This window comes from Brachyspira pilosicoli (assembly GCF_008016535.1).
Lineage (GTDB): Bacteria > Spirochaetota > Brachyspiria > Brachyspirales > Brachyspiraceae > Brachyspira > Brachyspira pilosicoli_A.
Map to the genome: position 1 here is coordinate 1 of NZ_SAXY01000078.1, position 20752 is coordinate 20752.

The following is a 20752-nucleotide window of genomic DNA, read 5'->3' on the forward strand; positions in this document are numbered from 1 at the left end:
TACCTTCGTTTGATACAAATTTACGCTTATCATATCGCTTCTTTTTCTTTTTTGTTTTATATCTCCAAAGATTATTTCTTTTTAGTACATTCTCTATAGCTGTAACCCCTATCTTAATGCCTTCACGGTTCAAATATGCTTTAATATAATGCTTACCTCGATATTCTTTAGTATAGAGTTCAATAATTAAATTAATAGCTTTTTGATTATTAAAGATATTTGGAGAAGTTTTTGGCTTAGTACTAAAATTAGCGACAGTTCCAGTGTCTTTATATTTTTTAAGCCAAGCATAAAAAGTAGATTTGGGTATTTCTTCTATCTTTAGAAATCTTTTAATATTTTTAGTTTCTAATGCTTCATCCACTATAAATAATTTAAATTCTGTGCTATAATCTCTTTTCATAGTAGCATCCTTTTTATTTGTTTTATGTTCAAAATATTATAACAAGGATACTGCTTTTTTTATACTAAAAAATGTCCAATATCTCACACTCCTTAACATTTTTTTCTTTTTTTATATATTTTAATTCATTTTTGTTAAATATATAATAATCTAAAATACAAATTTTGTCATTAGGAATTTCAAAATAATTATATATAATGCCTTGTATTTTAAAACTTTTAATAATGGAATTATTTAATAAATCATTAATATCTTTTATATTATTATTAGTAGTAAAATTGCTTATTAAAAATGCTCCCTTATAGTTATCAAGTTTGTATATTTTTTCTATTAGTTTTTTTCCTGCATTATCATTATCAGAAAAACTATAAAGATTATATTTATTTAATATTTCATATTGCTTTAATAAATTAATCTTTGTAACTCCAGATAAAGCAATAGCATTATACCCTAATCTTTCCAAAGATAATGCATCAATAACTCCCTCACATATAATAATATCTCTTATATTTCCTAATGTATGTATATTATAAATAGAATCTTTGGAATTTTTATTAAATAGGTATTTTGGCTTAATTTCTTCATCTATAGCTCTTCCTTGTATTGATAAAATAGTACTTCCATCTATATCAAAATATGGTATAATAAGGCGATGTTTATGATGAAATAAATATAAGTTATTATATTCTTTGCTTTTTACTAATATTCCGCTTTTTATTAAGTCATTCTCATCATAATTTTTTAATAATTTTTTAATAATTAAATATTGACTTGTTTTATCCTTTGGCAAATTTTTAATGCTATAATTTATAATTTGTTCTTTTTTTATCATTCTTTTACCCAAATATTCTATAGCTTCTTCATTATTGAGTAAATCTATAAATTCTTTATATATACTATTGTAACTAGTAGTTTTTTTTGTTTTTTTTCTATACTGGATTTATATATAGGTTTATAATAATTACCAGATATAAATTTTATTGCATTTTTAAAATCACAATTTAAAATATTCATTACTAATTTAATATTATCACCAGAAGCACCGCAACTAAAACAATGATAGTAATTATATTTAACATTAAAAGATAAACTAGGATTAGTATCATTATGAAAAGGACATATTGTTCTATTATTTTTGTCTATTGAAAAACCTAAACGTTTTGCTACACCAATAATTGAGTAATTGATTTTTATATTTTCTATATCCGATTTATTCATATAATATATTTATCGATATTTTTAATGTATTAATATATATTATTTTAGAATTTTATTAAATCTTTTATTGAAAGTTCATCATGTATATAAAAATCAGATGTAATTGCTGTACTACTATGACCTAGATATTTACTTACAGCTTTCAAACTTTTATTGTCTTTAATTAATAATTCTGTAGCAAAACTATGTCTTAATGTATGCGGATGTACTTGTCTAGTGCCCAATGCTTTAAGACCAGCTGTATTGACTATTCTATATATTGCTTGCCTTGTGAAAGCTCTATGATTTCTAGTTTCAAAAATATATGTTTTACTATTGAAAGTTTTTATTATATTGCTATATAATTCTATTTTTAATTTGATTTTTCTTTCTTTATTACCTTTACCAACTACAGATACAGACATATATATAATATTATCTTCAATAGTTTTTTTACAATCTTTTTTCTTAATATTGATTAGTTCAGAAACTCTTAAGCCTGTAGCATATAAAGTTTGTATAATAAGGCTATTTTTTTCATTAGATAATTTTATCATTTTATTAATAATTTCTTTTGAAACTATTTTTTCTTTCGTGATTGTTTTATCTTGTTTTGTAACTTTTATTTCTGCAAATGCTGTGTCTATTATTGCTCTTTTATTTAGATCTTTAATTTGATATTTTATTAATTTCTTTAATGCAGCTTTATAAATAGCTATTGTTGCATTTGATTTTGTTTTTTTATTTTCTTTTAGAAATTTTATAATGTTTTCATAACTAAGATTATTATTATTTTTATAGTATTGTTTTATAACATTTATGTAAGCTCCTCCAAGTACAAGTTTTAGGTCTTGTATATATTTATTACTTAACATAACTTCTTTTTTCATAGAAGAATTATAATTTTTTTATATATTTTTTCAATATTTATCATAAAAAATATATATTTAAGTTATGTATATATATTTTGTATTGAAATATTATATATAATTATTTTATAGCTTGAAGAAATATTCCCATAACATCATATCTCATTTTTCCATATTTTTCTTCTAATTTATATAATATATTATCAGGTGTTCTATCATAAATCCAAGGATATTCTATGCTGATTTTATTAAAATTAGAATTAGTATATATTTTCATATGTTCATCTATCATTATTCTATTTATAATATTAGATTTATATACTTGATATAGAAATAGTTCATAGAATTTATTTGCTAATTCTCCATATTTATCTTGTGTAAATATATTTTTTAATATTTCTTTTGCTTCATCATAATCATATAATAAATGTATATAACCTAATTCTTCTTTTAGTGTATCAAAATTATATTGTTTATCATAATAGAAATGATGCCCTATAATACAAGAGAAAATAGGAGCAAAATGAGATAGTAATTGTCCACCAGGTTTTAGTATATTATATATTTTATTTAGAGATTCTGATAAATTATTTGCATGCTCAAAAGTATCTATGGAAATAATAATATCAAATTGTTCATTAAAAAAATCAGGTATTTTAGATATTTCAGCATCAATAATAAAAGAATCCTTATTTTTGAATGCTTCTATAGAGTCCTCTAAAGAAACTATTTCTTTATCTGTTATGTAATTATCAATACCATACCATCCAGATATATTATCTAAACATATGAATTTTTTAACTCCTAGGAATTTCATATATTCTAGGGGTATATTTCCGCCTCCGCAATCCAATATGACTTTATTTTTAAATGATACTCTATTTTTCATCTTTTCAATATAAGATTTTTGATAAGAAAAATTATCATATATGAATTTTTTATCATAATGCGATCTAATTTTACTTCTTATTTTATAAGATGGAATCCACCATATTAATTTTTTTAGTTCTTCTTCTGTTTTTATCATCAAAAATAACCCTTATAGAAGATTATTTTATGGCTTGAAGAAATATTCCCATAGCATCATATCTCATTTTTCCATATTTTTCTTCTAATTTATATAATATATTATCAGGTGTTCTATCATAAATCCAAGGATATTCTATGCTGATTTTATTAAAATTAGAGTTAGTATATATTTTCATATGTTCATCTATCATTATTCTATTTATAATATTAGATTTATATACTTGATATAGAAATAGTTCATAGAATTTATTAGCCAATTCTCCATATTTATCTTGTGTAAATATATTTTTTAATATTTCTTTTGCTTCATCATAATCATATAATAAATGTATATAGCCTAATTCTTCTTTTAATGTATCAAAATTATATTGTTTATTATAAAAGAAATGGTTTCCAGAAACACAAGAAAAAATAGGAGCAAAATGAGATAGTAATTGTCCACCAGGTTTTAGTATATTATATATTTTATTTAAAGATTCTGATAAATTATGAATATGCTCAAAAGCATCAATAGAAATAACAATATCAAATTGTTCATTAAAAAAATCAGGTATTTTAGATATTTCAGCATCAATAATAAAAGAATCCTTATTTTTGAATGCTTCTATAGAGTCCTCTAAAGAAACTATTTCTTTATCTGTTTTATATGTTTTATTTTTATAATATATAGATATATTATCTAAACATATAAATTTTTTAACTCCTAGGAATTTCATATATTCTAGAGGTATATTTCCGCCTCCGCAATCCAATACGACTTTATTTTTAAATGATACTCTATTTTTCATCTTTTCAACATAAGGCTTTTGATAAGAGAAATTATCATATATGAATTTATTATCATAATGCGATCTAATTTTATTTCTTATTTTATAAGATGGAATCCACCATATTAATTTTTTGAGTTTTTCTTCTGTTTTTATCATCTTTACCTTTATACATAACTTAACTTTTGTATATATATTTTTTATGATAAATATTGAAAAAAATATATAAAAAAATTATAATTCTTCTATGAAAAAAGAAGTTATGTTAAGTGATAAATATATACAAAAGGTTTTATAGTTTGATAATTTATAAATATAAGGAAAAAAGATTCAAAAAACTATTGAAGATTGTAATTATATATATGTCTGTATATGCAATAGAAAAATTGAAATTTTTAATAGTATTTAAAAATATATTATTATAGATATTATGTTTTTATTTTAATAATTAAATTTTTTAGTATTATATATTTTTATAATAATTGTCATGGAGCCATAGATATTGTACTTTTACTTGCTATAATATTTTTGATTCTTTCTTTGATTGTAATATAACCTAACGAAGAAATCAATCTTTGATTGTTATAAAAATGTGTATATTCTTTTAATTTTTCTCTCAATAATTCTACTGTGATATTTTTATTTAATCGTGAATAAAATTCTCTTTCGTCTATGCCGTGTACTCTTTCTACTACGCCATTGTATCTTGGTGTTGCTATAGGAATATATCTCCTCTCTAATTTATTTTTTAAGCAGTATTCATCAAAAATATTTATTTTAGGAGTATTAATACAGCGATAAGTATATTCTATACCATTGTCCGTTTGTATAGCCTGTATCTTAAAAGGTGAAGTTTTTAAGACATATTTTAAGAAAGATAAAGCACTATAAGGTGTTTTATCTTCATAGATTTGCCTCCAACTATAGCGTGTAGCTAAATCTACAGCAGTGAATTGATAAACTGTTTTTCTGCCTAATTTGATATATTTAGTGTCTATTTGAACTATTTTGCCCTCTTTTTGTATTTTAGAGACAAATTTTCGTTTATCATATCGCTTCTTTTTCTTTTTTGTTTTATATCTCCAAAGATTATTTCTTTTTAGTACATTCTCTATAGCTGTAACACCTATCTTAATGCCTTCACGGTTCAAATATGCTTTAATATAATGCTTACCTCGATATTCTTTAGTATAGAGTTCAATAATTAAATTAATAGCTTTTTGATTATTAAAGATATTTGGAGAAGTTTTTGGCTTAGTACTAAAATTAGCGACAGTTCCAGTGTCTTTATATTTTTTAAGCCAAGCATAAAAAGTAGATTTGGGTATTTCTTCTATCTTTAGAAATCTTTTAATATTTTTAGTTTCTAATGCTTCATCCACTATAAATAATTTAAATTCTGTGCTATAATCTCTTTTCATAGTAGCATCCTTTTTATTTGTTTTATGTTCAAAATATTATAACAAGGATACTGCTTTTTTTATACTAAAAAATGTCCAATATCTCATACTCCTAAACATATTTTTATAATAATATACTTTGAATACTTTCATAAAAATATATAATAATTACCTTGATTTTATTTTATTGTTTTATATAATAATGTAAATAGTTAAGTTATGTATATATTATAAATTTTTTCTTTTTTATGTTGAAATTGTTAAAATAAGTTAATTATTTTAATGTACAATTTTTATTAAATAAATTAATATTTTATATCATAAATATATTTTTTACTTATATTTAATTTTTTATTTGTTATATACCAATTTATTTGGTTAATGGCATTCCTACAATTAAATTTAAATTATTTTTCCATATCATAATAGTTTTGTTCTCTAAGTAATGGAAATATAAAATAATAATCTTAAAAAATAATTAACTGTTTTGCTTTAATTACTAATTGGTAGAATAAATGTTTTGGGGCTGTCCTAGATAACTTAAATTTGTTAAAATTTAAGTATGAAACGCAGTAAATTAAGTAAAGATAAACAATTAAAATTAATAGAACATTTTGCAGCAGGAACTACAGCAAGGACTGCCTCTGCTCTTATTGGAATTAATCGTAAAACAGCAATATTATATTATCATCATTTACGAGAATTAATATTTGAATATGAGAAAGAAAAAGAAGAAGAAGTTTTTAATGGCGAAATAGAAGTAGATGAAAGTTATTTTGGTGGTAAACGAAAAGGAAAAAGAGGAAGAGGTGCTAAAGATAAGATACCAGTGTTTGGTTTGTTAAAAAGAGGGGGAAAAGTATATGTAAAAATGATAAATAATACCAAAATAAGCACTTTAATACCAATTATTAGGCAAAAAGTACAGCCAGATAGCATAGTTTATTCAGATTATTATCATAGTTATGATGTATTAGATGTATCAGAATTTAAGCACTTTAGAATTAATCATAGTGAAAAGTTCGCTGAAGAAAAGAATCATATTAATGGTATAGAAAACTTTTGGAATCAAGCGAAAAGACATTTGCGTAAATTTAATGGAATACCAAAAGAACATTTTCATTTATTTATTAAAGAATGTCAATTTCGTTTTAATAATCCAAAAGTTGACAAACAGTTGGAAATTATATATAATTTAGCAAAAAAGGAGCTTTTTTAGTTATCTAGGACAGCCCCAATGTTTTTTATTGAATGAATAAATATATTATACTAGTTATAAAAACTCAGGATGATGTGTAACTTATTTTTATATAATCTGATGTAACATGTCTAGGAAAAATAATTTCTTTTATTTTATCTGTATTATTGTTATAATCTATTATTATAACATATTTTAAAGGATTCTATACAAGAAAATTTTTATATATAAAAAGAGTTGCTTGGGTTTTATGAACTAAATATTAGTTTTGTTCTGTGATTATTTTGATATATTTATTCATATTATTTATTTTATATTCCAATTCAGATAGTGATTCAAATTTCATTATCATAATAGCTATAGCACCATATTCAATATCATTTTCGCCATAAATATTATCTAATTTTGATAGCATATTTAATTCTACAATATTCTTTCCTAAATAGTCATCTATTTCTAATTTCTTAAATTTGCCAGCTTTATCTGGTCTTATCACATAATATGCCCAATGACCTTTTACTGATTTATCATTAAATATATCTAAATCAAACTTTATTCCCAATGCTGATTTTAATAACAACTCTGTTATATCTAATCCAGTAGAATATTTTATTAAAATAGGAGTTAAATTTCCAGCATTTCTAGGTGTAAATTCGATCAATATAATATCATTATTTTCATTGATTCTAGCTTCGTAATTACAAACCCCTGTAACAATATTTAATTTTGATATTATTAATTTCGCTATATTATACATTTTATTTTCTATATTGGAATCTCTAAAACTTTCAGAAAAACTATGGGCTTTTATTGATAAATTATAAAAATATTCTTTACCATATGAAAAAAACTCAATATTACCATTTACTAAAAATAGATCTCCTGATACCTGAATTCCATCTACATATTCTTCTAATACAAAATTACCGCTTCTAGAATATTTCTGAGCATATTTTATTTTATTTCTTATTTCGTTAATATCATTTATAATTGATATACCTCTACTTCCAGTAGAATCAGCAGGTTTAACCATAATTGGTTTTTTTAAAATTTTACAATTTTCTATAATTTCATCAATGTTATAAGAATTATAACCTATAGCTCTTGGACAGTTAAAATCGTTTTCTATTAAAAATTTTCTAAATAAATCTTTATTAGTTAATATTTCTACTGATTCTAGTGGATGTCCAGGAAGTCCCATTTTTTTAGCTACATAAGCTGCTGTAATAGCTGGAGTATCAACTGAATATGATATTATACCATCTATTTGTAATTTCCTAGATAAATCAAGTACAGCATCCTTATCAAGAGTACTAATATCATATGATTCCATAGCATATTGTTTTCCTGGTGCATGCTTTTTATAATCCGTCACTATTGTATAATAACCTAAATCATTAGCTTTTTTTATAGCATGAACTTGTGTATGTGTTCCTCCAAGAAATAAAATCCTTTTCATTTTTTCTCCTTTTTTAAATTATTTTGCAGGATTTCCATAAATTTTTTTATTATCTTCTACATTTTTAGTTACAACAGAACCCGCTCCTATGATAACATTTTTACCTATTTTTATATTTGGAAGTATTGTAGCACCTGCACCAACTACAGTAAACTCACCTATATTAACATTACCGCATATTGTAGTACCTGGACCTATAAAAACTCCTTTTTCAATAATAGCTTCATGTGATACTGTGACAGATGGACTTATAGATGAATACTCACCTATATGTGCTTTAGGCATTATTATTGCACCAGTAAATATCTGTACCCCTTCATCTATATAGGAAGAATTAGATATTATTGAGTTTTTTGATATTAACTTTATTGGTTTGAAACCATAATTATATAGTTTTTTAGATATATTATACCTATCTATATTGTTATTATATCCTATTGCAACAGTAAAATATCCTTTTTTTAAAGTATGTAATTTTTCTTCATCATAAAAAATAGGTATATTTTTAAATGGTGAAGAAATATTTATGTTTTTATCAAAAACGGCTGATATATTTAAATTATAATCATATATAATCTCTTCAATCATTATTGCTCTTCCAGCAGCTCCCCATATTATTATATTATTCATAGTAAAACTCCAAATATCTAGTAGTTAAAAATAAAAAGCAGCCGCCTAAAACTTAGTTTAAGCAACTGCTTGACTTTTATAAGATAATAAATTATTATATAAACTATATATTAGGACTGTTCTGTTCTGTTCTGTTCTGTTCTGTTCTGTTCTGTTCTGTTCTGTTCTGTTCTGTTCTGTTCTGTTCTGTTATCTCTACTTTTATATATTTATCCATATTTTGTATAATATCATGCATTTCATTATTTGAGTTAAATCTTAATATAACATTTCCTATATATTCTGAGGAATTGTCAAAATCATTTACATAATCTCCAATTTTTTTTAGTATATTAAGTTCTATTTTGTACTTACTTAATTTATCTGACATAATAATATTTTTTATTTTTCCATTTTTTTTGGAATGAATATTATAATATGCAAAATATCCTTTTGTTTCCACAAAATCTAGATCTTCTATATATTCGTTCATAGCTGCTTTTATAGTATATTCTGCCATATCTATATCTGTAGCATATTTAATAGTTTCAGGTATTAAGTTACCTCCATTTCTTGGACCTAATTCCATGATAAATACATTATTATTTCCATATCTAGCCTCTAAATTATATGCTCCTGTTCTCATATTTAATAAATTAAAAATTTTTTGTACATCTTTATCTATTTGTTCCTTAAAAATATTATTTATATTATATGGATAGCATATAGCCAATACAGATTGTTTATAAAAATATTGATTTGCTAAACACTTAAATCTTAATTTTCCATTTACAGAAAACATATCACCTTCTATTTGCGGTAAATTTATGTATTCTTCTATAATAAATCTATTATTTCTAGAAAATGATAAAGCATATTTTATTTTTTCTTCTAAGTTTTCTTTGTTTTCTACTTTGGAAACCCCTTTACTTCCTGCCGAATCTACAGGTTTTACCATAACAGGTTTTTTAAATATATCCCAATCATTTATAGCTTCATTTATATTTATAGAAGTATATCCTTTAGCTTTTGGGCAATTGAATCCATTATCTAATAAAAATTTTCTAAATAAATCTTTATTTGTAAGTATTTCTACTGATTTTAGAGGCTGTCCTGGAAGTCCCATTTTTTCTGCTACATAAGCAGCAGTAACAGCTGCAGTATCAGCTGCATAGCAAACTATACCATCTATTTTTAGTTTTTTTGCTAATTGTAATACAGCTTCTTTATCCAAAGTACTTATTTCATGATATTCATCAGCAAATTTGTGACCTGGATTTTTAGGATTGTAATCACAAGTAATTGTATAATATCCTAGTCTTTTTGCCGTTTTAATAGAATATACTTGATTATAAGCACCACCTAATAATAGTATTTTTTTCATTATTAATCCTTATTTTAAAATAAAAAAGCAGCCGCCTAAAACTTAGTTTAAGCAACTGCTTGACTTTTATAAGATAATAAATTATTATATATTCTATATATTAGAACTGTTCTGTTCTGTTCTGTTCTGTTCTGTTCTGTTCTGTTCTGTTCTGTTCTGTTCTGTTCTGTTCTGTTCTGTTCTGTTCTGTTCTGTTCTGTTCTTACTATTATATATTTATCCATATTATCCATTTTTTCTAGCATCTCATCCATAGATGCAAATTTTAATATCATAGTACCTATAGTTCCGCCAGAATTATCAAAAGATAAAATCTTATCATTTATTTTAGATAATATATCATATTCTATAACATTATTTTCTCTAAGCTCATCAGATATTTTTACTTCTTTTAATATACCATTATTTTTACTATGTATCATAAAACATGACCAGTATCCTTCAACTTCTTTCATTTTTAAATCATTACAATTTTCACCTAAAGAAGCCTTTATTGTATATTCTGCTGTATCTATACCTGTTGCATATTTTATGACTTCAGCTATTAAATTTCCTCCATTTCTAGGTCCTAGTTCCATTAATATAACTTCATCATTTTCATTGATTCTAACATCAAAATTATAAGCTCCAGTTTTCATATTTAATAAATCAAATAGTTTTTGTGTTTCTTTATCTACCTTATTGCAAGTGTATTTACTAATAGGTTTATAAGGAAAACTTTCACCTATTGGAACAATTGAATTAGGATTAAAATGTTCATTAGCAAAACATCTAAATACTAATCTACCATTTACAGAGAAACCATCACCAGCTATTTGATATCCATTTTTTTCTACATATTCTTCAATGATAAATCTATTATTACGTGAGAATGATAATGCATATTTAATTTTTTCTTCTAAGTTTTCTATATTTTCTACTTTAGAAACTCCCTTACTTCCTGCAGAGTCTACAGGCTTAACCATAATAGGTTTTTTAAATATTTCCCAATCATTTATAGCTTCATTTATATTTGTTGAAGTATATCCTTTAGCTTTTGGGCAATTAAATCCATTATCAATTAAAAATTTTCTAAATAAATCTTTATTTGTAAGTATTTCTACTGATTTTAGAGGTTGTCCAGGCAGTCCCATTTTTTCTGCTACATAAGCAGCAGTAACAGCCGCAGTATCAGCTGCATAGCAAACTATACCATCTATTTTTAATTTTTTTGCTAATTCTAATACAGCTTCTTTATCTAAAGCACTAACTTCATGATATTCATCAGCAATTTTATGTCCTGGATTATTAGGATTATAATCACAGGTTATAGCGTAATGCCCTAATCTTTTACATGCCTTTATTGAGTTAATTTGAAAATGTGTTCCGCCTAATAATAATACTTTTTTCATTACTTATCCTTTTATTTAAAATAAAAAGTAAGCGCCTAAACTTAGTCTAAGCAGCCGCTTGACTTTTATAAGATAATAAATTATCATATATTCTATATATTAGAACTGTTCTGTTCTGTTCTGTTCTGTTCTGTTCTGTTCTGTTCTGTTCTGTTCTGTTCTGTTCTGTTCTGTTCTGTTATACATAGCAAATAATGTTTCAGAATAATCATCAATTACATTTTCATTAATAGTATCATAAACAATAGATGAACAATCTTTACAAAACGGATGCTTATTCCTATTACCTCTTATAAATAGAAGACGTAGTTCTTTTAGTTCTTCAGAATTCCATATATCTACCAAACTTTTTTCATTTATATTACCAACTATAACTTTATGTCCCCAATCATCACAACATGCACTTACACTTCCATCAGAATTTACTGCTATTTGATAAAAAATTTTTGGACATATTAATATATTATGATGTAAATTTCCTTTATATATGGATTTATTTTGAGAAATTAATGAAGTATCAATATCAAATTCATTCCAAGGTATTATATTTTCTATACTAATGTAGTCACATATATCTCCAAATATTCTAAAAAATTCTTTTTTATCATTTTCATTTAAATTAGCATCAACTATTTTTATTGAAATAATACAATTTTTTTTATTTTTAAATAAAAAAGCAATTTTGTTTACAAAATCATCAAAATTAATATTTACATTGGCTATTTCTAAGTATTGTTTAGCATTAATTCCTTCTATAGATATGTTTATTCTATCTATACCAGCATCTATAATTTGTAGAGATAATTCATTATTAAGTAAGTATCCGTTAGTTGTTATAGATATAGTCTCTATACAATTTGAATCTTTTGCATATTTTATCATATCTGCTATTTTTTTATTTAAAAGAGGTTCGCCTGATTTATGTAAATGTAAAGTTTTTATTTTATTATTAAATAACTTTATATCATCTATTACTTTTTTATATAATTCAAAATCAATATTTCCATAGTTTCTTCCACTCGTATTTTTCATTAAATTTAAATCACTTGTTGGACAAAAATTACATTTGAAATTACATTTATCTGATGATTCTATTAATAATGATAATGGCGTGTCAAGTGGCAGCATATTTATTAATTTATTTTTTTTATCTACAAATCTTTTATTTTTAACAGACGCTTTCATATAATATTGTTCCTTTATATTATAGCAATACTAAATATATAGTCCCATATTGGTATAAAAATAGTGACATTGGCATTATAATATTCATAAATATAACTCAATATAGTTTTTATATTATTTATAATAATAACAAATATATTAAAAAATTTCAAATTGTTAATATTATTCAACAATAACTTTAATGTACTTATCCATATTTTGTATTGTATAGTGCATTTCTTTTTGAGACAAGAATTTTATAATTACATTTCCTATTGCTTGTGTACCATTATAGAATTCTTCTACTTTATCTCCAATATTTTTTAATATATTTAAATCTAATATTTTATTTTTTAATTCGTTATCTATAACTATATCTTTTAAAATACCATTTTTCCTAGAGTGGATATTATAATAAGCATAATATCCGTTTGGTTCAACCATTGTTAAATCATCTATATAATCTCCAACAGCTGCTTTCATTGTATATTCAGCTAAATTAATTCCTGTAGCATAGTTTATTGATTGTGGTATAGAATTACCACCATTTCTAGGAGTAATTTCCATTATGTAAATATCATTTTGACTATATCTAAGCTCTAAATTGTAAGCTCCTGTATTCATATTAAGTAAGTTAAATAATCTTTGAATTTCTTTATCTATTTTTATTTTTAAATAATTATTTATATTGTATGGATAACATATTGCTAATACAGTATTTTTATAAAAATATTGATTAGCTAAACATCTAAATTTTAATTTTCCATTTATGGAAAATAAGTCCCCTTCTATTTGCGGTAAATCGATATATTCTTCAATAATAAATTTTTTTTGAATTGAAAAAGATAATGCGTATTTTATTTTTTCCTCTAACTCTTCTTTATTTTCAATTTTAGATACACCTCTGCTGCTTTCGGAATCAACAGGCTTTACTATTATAGGTTTATTAAATTTCTTCCAATCTTTAATAGCTTTTTCTATATTAGAAGCAATATATCCTTTAGCTTTAGGGCAATTAAACCCATTATCTTTTAAAAACTTCCTAAACAAATCTTTATTTGTAAGTATTTCAACAGATTTTACAGGCTGACCAGGAAGCCCCATTTTTTCAGCTACATAAGCAACTGTGTTGGCTGCTTGGTCTGGAGCAGTACCAACAATACCATCTATTTTTAATTTTTTAGCTAATTTTAATACTTCTTCTTTATCTAAAACACTAACTTCATAATATTCATCAGCAAATTTATGTCCTGGATTATTAGGTCTATTGTCACATGTTATAACATAATACCCTAATTTTTTTGCTGTTTGTATTAAGTAAATTTGACCGTATGTTCCACCTAAAAATAATAGTTTTTTCATAGTTTCTTATTAGTCCCATAAATTATTAATTTCTCTATCATATAAGAGTTGATATTCATATTCTAATTCTTTGTTAATTAAACAAGGATTTGAAAACGTATTAAATTTTAAAATTGTATTATATTCAAAATTATCATTTTCTAAATCTACTGATATATAATTTCTTGACATTAAATCAAATATTAATAGTACATTATAACAATTTCCTAAGTAATATACTTTTTTTAAAAAATTAATTTTACTATTATAAGGTACTGGAATTATACATTGTGATATAATTTTCCCACTGTCTAATATACCATTAACCATATGCATAGTTACTCCAGAAAACTTTACATTATTTTTTAATTGATCTTCAAGTGGATTAGCTCCTTTAAAAGATGGTAATATAGATGGATGTAAATTAACTGTAAATATTTTAGAATATAGTTCTGAAGTTACTATTTTTCCAAAATTTAAAATAACAAAATTACAATCTTTAAAATAATTATATGCTTCAATACAGAATACATCTCTATCCATAAAATCTATTTTTCTTACAGTAAAATTTTCTTTTATTGCTCTTTCGTAAGCTATACAGTTTCTACTAACTAAGATTTTTATTTCATTTTTTGTTAAAAGATTTTTATTTAGTAAAATATTTAAAGCATCATATACACCATATCCAGCTCCAGAAAATATAATTCCTATTTTCATATAATTACCTTTTATTTTAGTTTTACCACAACATAAATAACAGCACATTCTTCAGGGCAAGTTTTACCATATTCATATAAAGCTTTACAAAATTCACTACACCAATCTTTTTCAACACCCTCTCTTCCCCATCCATATCCACTATTCCATAATCCATTTTCTATGAACCAATTCATTTGAACATCAGTGAATGGTTTGTACATAATCCCGCCTGTTTTTATAACCTTTAATCCAAAACTTTCAATTTCTTTTTTTAAATCATATATATTATATAGCTTTTTAACTCCTCCAACTTCAGCATTATATTTACTTAATTCATATCTATTTTTTAATGTCCCCATATATTCAGCTATTCTTTTATTAACAGCATCAGCATTAGATACTTGTATTATTACAACTCCATCTTTTTTTAAAAATTTAATAGCACTTTTTAAAAAATTTTCTCTCTCTTCTACACAATTATATACAGCCAATATAGATATTGTATCAAATAATTCATTACTTTCAAAGTTTTCAATAAAGTTATTATAAAAATCTATATTTTTATATTTTTTCTTAGAAATTTCATATTGTTCTTTTGATGGTTCTATATCTACAGTTTTTTCAAAATATTTAGATAAAATATTAGTTATATAACCATCATTGGAACCTATATCTAATAATGTTTTACCATATTTATTTTCTATACATGATATAGCTTGATAATACCCTAATATATTTACAAATTGATTTTCATTTTCTCGAGTAAATGGAAACTTGTATTCTATATCTTTATGCATATTATTTCTCCTTAAATTTAAAATAAAAAACAGTCCCATAAACTAATTAAAGTTTAAGCGACTGCTTGACTTTTATTAAATAATAAATTAATATACAAATTATATATAAGAGCTGTTCTGTTCTGTTCTGTTCTGTTCTGTTCTGTTCTGTTCTGTTCTGTTCTGTAAAAATCATTATATAAATTTAATATATTTTCATCTTTCAATGCAGGATTAGAATATTCATTAAAATTAACTTTCGATAAAAAAGTAACTTGTTTTTCTTTTAAATTAAAATTAATCATTTTTTCTTTTATAAGTTCTATATATAATAAAACTAAATAAGTTTTTTCTAAATAAGAAATTTTTTTAATGTATTCAAAAGATGAATTAAAAGGTATAGGTTTAATTATTTGTCCTATCATATTACCGCCATCAATTGTTTCATCTACTAAATGTAAAGAAGTACCTAAAAAATGAATTTTTGATTCAAATGCTCTAGTTAATGGTCTACTACCTTGAAAAGCAGGTAATAATGATGGATGTATATTCACAGTTGGAATTTTTGAATATAATTCCTCACCTATTAATCTTGAATACAATAAAAGTACTGCTTCACAATCTAAAAAATATTCATATGCTTTATTTGAAAATTCTTCTTTATTAGTCCAATATATTTTTTTAGTGTCTATATTTCTTATTTTAGCAGTTTCAAAAGCTTCGCAATCTCTATCTACTAAAATTTTTATATCATTCTTAGAGATATAATTTAATTCAGATAAAATATCTAAAGCACTAAAAACAGGTGCTCCTCCTGCTGAACATATAAATCCAAATTTCATATTATATCCTTAATTATAAAACATTTTTTATACAATTTACTACTCTATCAATGTCACTTTCTGATATATCATGATAACATGGCAAATTTATAGCTCTATTATAAATAGAGTAAGAAACTTCTGTATATTCTTTTAATATCATCTTTTTAGAATCAATACTATCTTTAAATACTAAAGATAAAGGCCAAAAAAATACTCTTCCATCAATATTATTATTTTTAAATTCTTCTAACAATTTATCTCTATTAAAATTAATATCGTTGTCAAATACAGCAGTAGTCATCCAATAACTATTTTTGCAATTATCTGGAGTATAATTTAATTTTAATGGGAAATCTTTTAATTTTTCTTTATATAAATCAAATATTTCTATTTTCCTATTAACAAGCTCTTCTATTCTTTCCATTTGAGCACAACCAATAGCCGCTTGAATATTTGACATTTTATATTTAAATCCTATAACATCAAACCAAAACTGTTTATATTGATTAGGACGTCTGCCATGATTTGATAAAGTTATTACTTTATTATAAAGATTTTCATCATTAGTTGCAAACATTCCGCCTTCACCAGTAGTTAATGTCTTAGTACCATGGAAAGAAAATGTAGAAAATAAACCAATAGATCCTGCTTTCTTCCCTTTATAAATAGAGCCCAATGCTTCCGCAGAATCTTCAATAACTGGAATATTATACTTTTTTGATATATTTAAAAGTTCATCCATATTACATAAATTTCCATATAAATGAACAGCAATTATAGCTTTAGTTTTTTCATTTATTGCTTTTTCTACTTTTTCTATATTTATACACCAATCATCTTCATTAACATCAACAAGAACTGGAGTAGCTCCTAAATAAGTTATTGGTGCTATTGAGGCTACCCAAGTAATATCAGGTGCTATAACCTCATCTCCTACTCCAATATCTAAAGCAGCTAACCCCATATGCAAAGCACCTGTACAACTAGATGTAGCTATAGTATATTTCACACCTAAATATTCTTTAAACATATTCTCAAATTTATTAATATATTCATAGCATTTACTTCCCCATCCGTTCTTTGCTGCATCTGTAGCATAATCTACTTCTTTTTGTGTAATAGATGGTTTAGAATAGTAAATTTGACTTAAACTCATAATTATAAAATCCAATAAAATTCAACTCTATTAATTATATATTTATATTATTAAATTGCAAGTAATATGAATTATTATAGTATAAAATCAGGTATATTTTTATCCTTTTCGCTGATAATAATATTATCTTTAATCGGCCAGTTAATATTAAAACTTGGATCATTCCATCTTAAATATCCATATGCATCAGGTACAAAAGAAGCTCCAACAAAGTAACATATACAAGTATTATCTTCTAAAGTTTGAATGCCATGAGCCACATAAGGAGGGATATATATCATTTTACCATTTTCTTCACTCAATTCAACTGTAAAAACTTTTCCATAAGTAGGAGAATCTTTTCTTATATCAGCAATAACATCAAATATACAACCTCTTATACATCTTACTACTTTTATTTCTGGATATGGCTCTTTTTGATAATGCATACCTCTTAATGTCCCTGATTTTTTATTATAATTAATATTAGAATGTATCAAATTAAAATTTATATTATATTTTTGAAATTCTTTATTATCAAATACTCTCAAAAAATATCCTCTTTCATCTTCTATATAATTATTTGATAAAATAAAGGCCCCATCTATTATAGTTTTATTTAGCATATATAATATAATCCTTTTTTATTATTTTATAACTGAAAATCAGGGATATTTTTATCCTTTTCGCTGATAATAATATTATCTTTAATCGGCCAGTTAATATTAAAACTTGGATCATTCCATCTTAAATATCCATATGCATCAGGTACAAAAGAAGCTCCAACAAAGTAACATATACAAGTATTATCTTCTAAAGTTTGAATGCCATGAGCCACATAAGGAGGGATATATATCATTTTACCATTTTCTTCACTCAATTCAACTGTAAAAACTTTTCTATAAGTAGGAGAATCTTTTCTTATATCGGCTATTACATCAAAAACTTTTCCCTTTATACACCTTACAACTTTAATTTCAGCATAAGGAGCAATTTGATAATGCATCCCTCTTAGAGTTCCTTTTTTAGCACTATAACTCATATTAGATTGTTTGACTTCAAAATCAATTCCAACTTTTTTAAGCTCATCATTACAAAAAAGTCTTAAAAAATAGCCCCTATCATCTTCTATATAATTATTTTGTATAATATAAGCTCCATATATATTAGTATTTTCTATAATCATAATAAAACACCCCTTTTTTATAGAAAATATTGACATCTAATATATAATATATTATAATGTAATAAACTATATTACTCTGTTCTGTTCTGTTCTGTTCTGTTCTGTTCTGTTCTGTTCTGTTCTGTTCTGTTCTGTTCTGTTCTGTTCTGTTCTGTTCTGTTAAACTAGGTATAGCTGTTATAAATTTACCTCCCCATTCACTAATATATGATAATTGGCTAATAATTTCTTCCTTTATATTCCAAGGTAATATTAAAATATAGTCTGGCTTATATCTCAATATATTATCCTCTGATACTATTGGTATATGGCTTAAAGGCATATATTTTCCTTGTTTATATGGAGATAAATCTACTACAAAGTCTATCAAATCCGATTTAATACCGCAATAATTTAGTAAAGTATTACCTTTGGCAGCAGCTCCATAAGCTATAACTTTTTTATTTTCTTTCTTAGCTTTCAACAAAAATTCTAATAATTCAAATTTTACTTTTCTTACTTTTAATTCAAAATTATTATATCCTTCTATATTATCTAAATTAAATTTTTTTTCTTTATCAATGATATATTTGACATTATCAGTGATTTTTATATCATTATTATTATGTGAAGTAAATATTCTTAAACTACCGCCATGAGTATTTAATTCTTCTACATCATATATTTTTAAATTAAATGTTTCAAAAATAGTTTTTATTGTTATTAACGATAAATATGAAAAATGCTCATGATATATAGTATCAAACTGTGTTTCATTAATTAAATTGAGTATATGCGGAAATTCGAAAGTTGCAGTTCCATTATCTTTTAATAAATTTTTAACTCCTTTAATAAAATCATTAATATCAGGAACATGGGCTAGTACATTATTTCCTAATATCAAATCAGATTTTTTTAATTTTTTAGATAATTCAAAAGAGAAAAAATCCTCTATTACATCTATCCCTTTGTTTTTTGCAACAGAAGCTGTAGAATGCGTTGGTTCTATTCCAATGCAAGGTATATTTTTTTCTTTAAAATATTGCAATAAATATCCATCATTACTAGCTATTTCTGTAACTAATGATTTATTATTTAATCCCAATCTTGGAATAATATTATCAACATATTTTTTAGCATGTTCTAACCATGTTTTAGAATATGAGCTAAAATATGCATAATTAGAATTAAAAATTTCATTACTTTTTTTATACTCATCTATTTGAACTAAAAAACATTTATCGCATACATATATTTTTAAAGGATATAATATTTCAGGTTCGTTTAATTCTTCTTCAGACAAATATGAGTTAGAAGGCGGAGAGTTATATAAATTTATAAATTCATATTTTAATTCATTTTGACAGTGTCTGCATTTCATATATTATTTCCACAAATTAACTATTTATTATTAAAATTAGGCATATTTTTATCTTTTTCGCTTATTATTATATTTTTTTTAAAAGGCCAGTCAATATCAAAAAATGGATCCTCCCAATTAAAGCCTGAAGATGCTTCAGCAACAAAAGAAGTCCCCATAAAATAACAAACTATAGTATTATCTTCTAAAGTTTGAAATCCATGAGCAACATATGGAGGAATATATAACATTTGTCCATCATTTTCATATAGTTCTATACTAAATTTTTTTCCAAAAGTAGATGAATTTTTTCTTATATCGGCTATAGCATCAAAAATTTTTCCCTTTATACATCTTATAAGTTTTATTTCTCCATAAGGTTTATTTTGATAATGCATTCCTCTTATTGTATATTTCTTATTATTATAACTAAGGCTAGATTGTTTAATCTCAAAATCTAGGTTACTTTTTTTCAATGTATCATTACAAAATAATCTTAAAAAATAACCTCTTTCGTCTTCAAATGAATGATTCTTTATAAGATAAGCTCCTTCTATATTAGTTTTTTCTATAGTCATCATT

At 23.9% G+C, this 20752-nt stretch carries 22 protein-coding genes; 1 reads left to right on the top strand and 21 read right to left on the bottom strand.

All coding sequences use genetic code 11. The features are described from left to right. From EPJ72_RS12490 to EPJ72_RS12515, 7 genes are all read right to left on the bottom strand, one after another. Positions 1 to 403 (bottom strand): transposase (locus EPJ72_RS12490; RefSeq protein ID WP_147732440.1); only part of this gene is annotated, 403 nt, incomplete at its 3' end. Positions 404 to 467: 64 nt separating this feature from the next. Further along, positions 468 to 1235, bottom strand: a complete 768-nt coding sequence (locus EPJ72_RS12495; protein ID WP_242005017.1) for a toprim domain-containing protein — start codon at positions 1233 to 1235, stop codon at positions 468 to 470. 44 nt (positions 1236 to 1279) lie between these two features. Further along, the gene (locus EPJ72_RS13560; protein ID WP_242005018.1) at positions 1280 to 1621 is read right to left on the bottom strand and encodes a CHC2 zinc finger domain-containing protein; all 342 of its coding nucleotides are present in this window, start codon (positions 1619 to 1621) and stop codon (positions 1280 to 1282) included. Between the two features lie 44 nt (positions 1622 to 1665). Next, complete coding sequence (locus EPJ72_RS12500; protein WP_147732441.1) at positions 1666 to 2490, bottom strand: tyrosine-type recombinase/integrase; 825 nt, start codon at positions 2488 to 2490, stop codon at positions 1666 to 1668. A 100-nt stretch (positions 2491 to 2590) separates the two neighbouring features. Beyond that, on the bottom strand, positions 2591 to 3496 hold the full coding sequence (locus EPJ72_RS12505; RefSeq protein WP_147732442.1) for a methyltransferase domain-containing protein: 906 nt from the start codon (positions 3494 to 3496) through the stop codon (positions 2591 to 2593). 22 nt (positions 3497 to 3518) lie between these two features. Then, on the bottom strand, positions 3519 to 4424 hold the full coding sequence (locus tag EPJ72_RS12510) for a methyltransferase domain-containing protein (protein WP_147732443.1): 906 nt from the start codon (positions 4422 to 4424) through the stop codon (positions 3519 to 3521). 326 nt (positions 4425 to 4750) lie between these two features. Further along, complete coding sequence (locus EPJ72_RS12515; protein WP_147732444.1) at positions 4751 to 5686, bottom strand: integrase core domain-containing protein; 936 nt, start codon at positions 5684 to 5686, stop codon at positions 4751 to 4753. 541 nt (positions 5687 to 6227) lie between these two features. Here EPJ72_RS12515 and EPJ72_RS12520 point away from each other — a divergent pair. After that, entirely contained in the window at positions 6228 to 6884 is a 657-nt protein-coding gene (locus EPJ72_RS12520) for an IS1595 family transposase (RefSeq protein WP_147732445.1), read from the top strand. A 241-nt stretch (positions 6885 to 7125) separates the two neighbouring features. On the opposite strand, the gene EPJ72_RS12525 is transcribed toward EPJ72_RS12520, so the two are convergent. From EPJ72_RS12525 to EPJ72_RS12590, 14 genes are all read right to left on the bottom strand, one after another. Further along, a complete protein-coding gene (locus tag EPJ72_RS12525; RefSeq protein ID WP_147732446.1) occupies positions 7126 to 8322 on the bottom strand; it encodes an ATP-grasp domain-containing protein in 1197 nt (398 codons plus the stop codon). An 18-nt stretch (positions 8323 to 8340) separates the two neighbouring features. Then, on the bottom strand, positions 8341 to 8952 hold the full coding sequence (locus EPJ72_RS12530) for a NeuD/PglB/VioB family sugar acetyltransferase (RefSeq protein WP_147732447.1): 612 nt from the start codon (positions 8950 to 8952) through the stop codon (positions 8341 to 8343). 103 nt (positions 8953 to 9055) lie between these two features. Beyond that, positions 9056 to 10315: an ATP-grasp domain-containing protein gene (locus EPJ72_RS12535; protein ID WP_147732448.1), complete on the bottom strand. Its 1260-nt coding sequence runs from the start codon at positions 10313 to 10315 to the stop codon at positions 9056 to 9058. Positions 10316 to 10362: 47 nt separating this feature from the next. Further along, positions 10363 to 11706, bottom strand: a complete 1344-nt coding sequence (locus EPJ72_RS12540) for an ATP-grasp domain-containing protein (protein WP_147732449.1) — start codon at positions 11704 to 11706, stop codon at positions 10363 to 10365. Positions 11707 to 11805: 99 nt separating this feature from the next. Further along, positions 11806 to 12891 (bottom strand): radical SAM/SPASM domain-containing protein, encoded by a 1086-nt coding sequence (locus EPJ72_RS12545; RefSeq protein WP_147732475.1) that lies wholly within the window; start codon positions 12889 to 12891, stop codon positions 11806 to 11808. 162 nt (positions 12892 to 13053) lie between these two features. Next, entirely contained in the window at positions 13054 to 14232 is a 1179-nt protein-coding gene (locus tag EPJ72_RS12550) for an ATP-grasp domain-containing protein (RefSeq protein WP_147732450.1), read from the bottom strand. 9 nt (positions 14233 to 14241) lie between these two features. Continuing rightward, complete coding sequence (locus EPJ72_RS12555) at positions 14242 to 14928, bottom strand: formyltransferase family protein (protein ID WP_158636903.1); 687 nt, start codon at positions 14926 to 14928, stop codon at positions 14242 to 14244. A gap of 11 nt (positions 14929 to 14939) precedes the next feature. Beyond that, the gene (locus EPJ72_RS12560) at positions 14940 to 15707 is read right to left on the bottom strand and encodes a class I SAM-dependent methyltransferase (RefSeq protein WP_158636904.1); all 768 of its coding nucleotides are present in this window, start codon (positions 15705 to 15707) and stop codon (positions 14940 to 14942) included. A 53-nt stretch (positions 15708 to 15760) separates the two neighbouring features. Next, positions 15761 to 16528, bottom strand: coding sequence for a formyltransferase family protein (locus EPJ72_RS12565; protein WP_147732453.1), 768 nt, complete (start codon positions 16526 to 16528; stop codon positions 15761 to 15763). Positions 16529 to 16541: 13 nt separating this feature from the next. Continuing rightward, positions 16542 to 17666 carry a DegT/DnrJ/EryC1/StrS family aminotransferase gene (locus EPJ72_RS12570; RefSeq protein WP_147732454.1) on the bottom strand — a complete coding sequence of 375 codons (1125 nt, stop codon included), beginning with the start codon at positions 17664 to 17666 and terminating at the stop codon, positions 16542 to 16544. 74 nt (positions 17667 to 17740) lie between these two features. After that, entirely contained in the window at positions 17741 to 18271 is a 531-nt protein-coding gene (rfbC, locus tag EPJ72_RS12575; protein ID WP_147732455.1) for a dTDP-4-dehydrorhamnose 3,5-epimerase, read from the bottom strand. Positions 18272 to 18297: 26 nt separating this feature from the next. Beyond that, positions 18298 to 18831: a dTDP-4-dehydrorhamnose 3,5-epimerase gene (gene rfbC / locus EPJ72_RS12580; RefSeq protein WP_147732456.1), complete on the bottom strand. Its 534-nt coding sequence runs from the start codon at positions 18829 to 18831 to the stop codon at positions 18298 to 18300. Then, on the bottom strand, positions 18812 to 20191 hold the full coding sequence (locus tag EPJ72_RS12585) for a class I SAM-dependent methyltransferase (protein ID WP_147732457.1): 1380 nt from the start codon (positions 20189 to 20191) through the stop codon (positions 18812 to 18814). The genes rfbC (EPJ72_RS12580) and EPJ72_RS12585 overlap by 20 nt, the downstream gene beginning before the upstream one ends. A 20-nt stretch (positions 20192 to 20211) precedes the next feature. Beyond that, the gene (locus EPJ72_RS12590) at positions 20212 to 20751 is read right to left on the bottom strand and encodes a dTDP-4-dehydrorhamnose 3,5-epimerase family protein (RefSeq protein WP_439897277.1); all 540 of its coding nucleotides are present in this window, start codon (positions 20749 to 20751) and stop codon (positions 20212 to 20214) included. Position 20752 lies beyond the last annotated feature (1 nt).

What these genes read in the sequence shown, in the direction of transcription:
- EPJ72_RS12555 (WP_158636903.1), bottom strand. Translation starts at nt 14,928, where the DNA reads ATGAAAATAGGAATTATATTTTCTGGAGCTGGATATGGTGTATATGAT.
- EPJ72_RS13560 (WP_242005018.1), bottom strand. Translation starts at nt 1,621, where the DNA reads ATGAATAAATCGGATATAGAAAATATAAAAATCAATTACTCAATTATT.
- EPJ72_RS12535 (WP_147732448.1), bottom strand. Translation starts at nt 10,315, where the DNA reads ATGAAAAAAATACTATTATTAGGTGGTGCTTATAATCAAGTATATTCT.
- EPJ72_RS12545 (WP_147732475.1), bottom strand. Translation starts at nt 12,891, where the DNA reads ATGAAAGCGTCTGTTAAAAATAAAAGATTTGTAGATAAAAAAAATAAA.
- EPJ72_RS12515 (WP_147732444.1), bottom strand. Translation starts at nt 5,686, where the DNA reads ATGAAAAGAGATTATAGCACAGAATTTAAATTATTTATAGTGGATGAA.
- EPJ72_RS12495 (WP_242005017.1), bottom strand. Translation starts at nt 1,235, where the DNA reads ATGATAAAAAAAGAACAAATTATAAATTATAGCATTAAAAATTTGCCA.
- EPJ72_RS12520 (WP_147732445.1), top strand. Translation starts at nt 6,228, where the DNA reads ATGAAACGCAGTAAATTAAGTAAAGATAAACAATTAAAATTAATAGAA.
- EPJ72_RS12505 (WP_147732442.1), bottom strand. Translation starts at nt 3,496, where the DNA reads ATGATAAAAACAGAAGAAGAACTAAAAAAATTAATATGGTGGATTCCA.
- rfbC (WP_147732456.1), bottom strand. Translation starts at nt 18,831, where the DNA reads ATGATTATAGAAAATACTAATATATATGGAGCTTATATTATACAAAAT.
- EPJ72_RS12540 (WP_147732449.1), bottom strand. Translation starts at nt 11,706, where the DNA reads ATGAAAAAAGTATTATTATTAGGCGGAACACATTTTCAAATTAACTCA.
- EPJ72_RS12510 (WP_147732443.1), bottom strand. Translation starts at nt 4,424, where the DNA reads ATGATAAAAACAGAAGAAAAACTCAAAAAATTAATATGGTGGATTCCA.
- EPJ72_RS12530 (WP_147732447.1), bottom strand. Translation starts at nt 8,952, where the DNA reads ATGAATAATATAATAATATGGGGAGCTGCTGGAAGAGCAATAATGATT.
- EPJ72_RS12570 (WP_147732454.1), bottom strand. Translation starts at nt 17,666, where the DNA reads ATGAGTTTAAGTCAAATTTACTATTCTAAACCATCTATTACACAAAAA.
- EPJ72_RS12585 (WP_147732457.1), bottom strand. Translation starts at nt 20,191, where the DNA reads ATGAAATGCAGACACTGTCAAAATGAATTAAAATATGAATTTATAAAT.
- EPJ72_RS12500 (WP_147732441.1), bottom strand. Translation starts at nt 2,490, where the DNA reads ATGAAAAAAGAAGTTATGTTAAGTAATAAATATATACAAGACCTAAAA.
- EPJ72_RS12560 (WP_158636904.1), bottom strand. Translation starts at nt 15,707, where the DNA reads ATGCATAAAGATATAGAATACAAGTTTCCATTTACTCGAGAAAATGAA.
- rfbC (WP_147732455.1), bottom strand. Translation starts at nt 18,271, where the DNA reads ATGCTAAATAAAACTATAATAGATGGGGCCTTTATTTTATCAAATAAT.
- EPJ72_RS12525 (WP_147732446.1), bottom strand. Translation starts at nt 8,322, where the DNA reads ATGAAAAGGATTTTATTTCTTGGAGGAACACATACACAAGTTCATGCT.
- EPJ72_RS12565 (WP_147732453.1), bottom strand. Translation starts at nt 16,528, where the DNA reads ATGAAATTTGGATTTATATGTTCAGCAGGAGGAGCACCTGTTTTTAGT.
- EPJ72_RS12550 (WP_147732450.1), bottom strand. Translation starts at nt 14,232, where the DNA reads ATGAAAAAACTATTATTTTTAGGTGGAACATACGGTCAAATTTACTTA.
- EPJ72_RS12590 (WP_439897277.1), bottom strand. Translation starts at nt 20,751, where the DNA reads ATGATGACTATAGAAAAAACTAATATAGAAGGAGCTTATCTTATAAAG.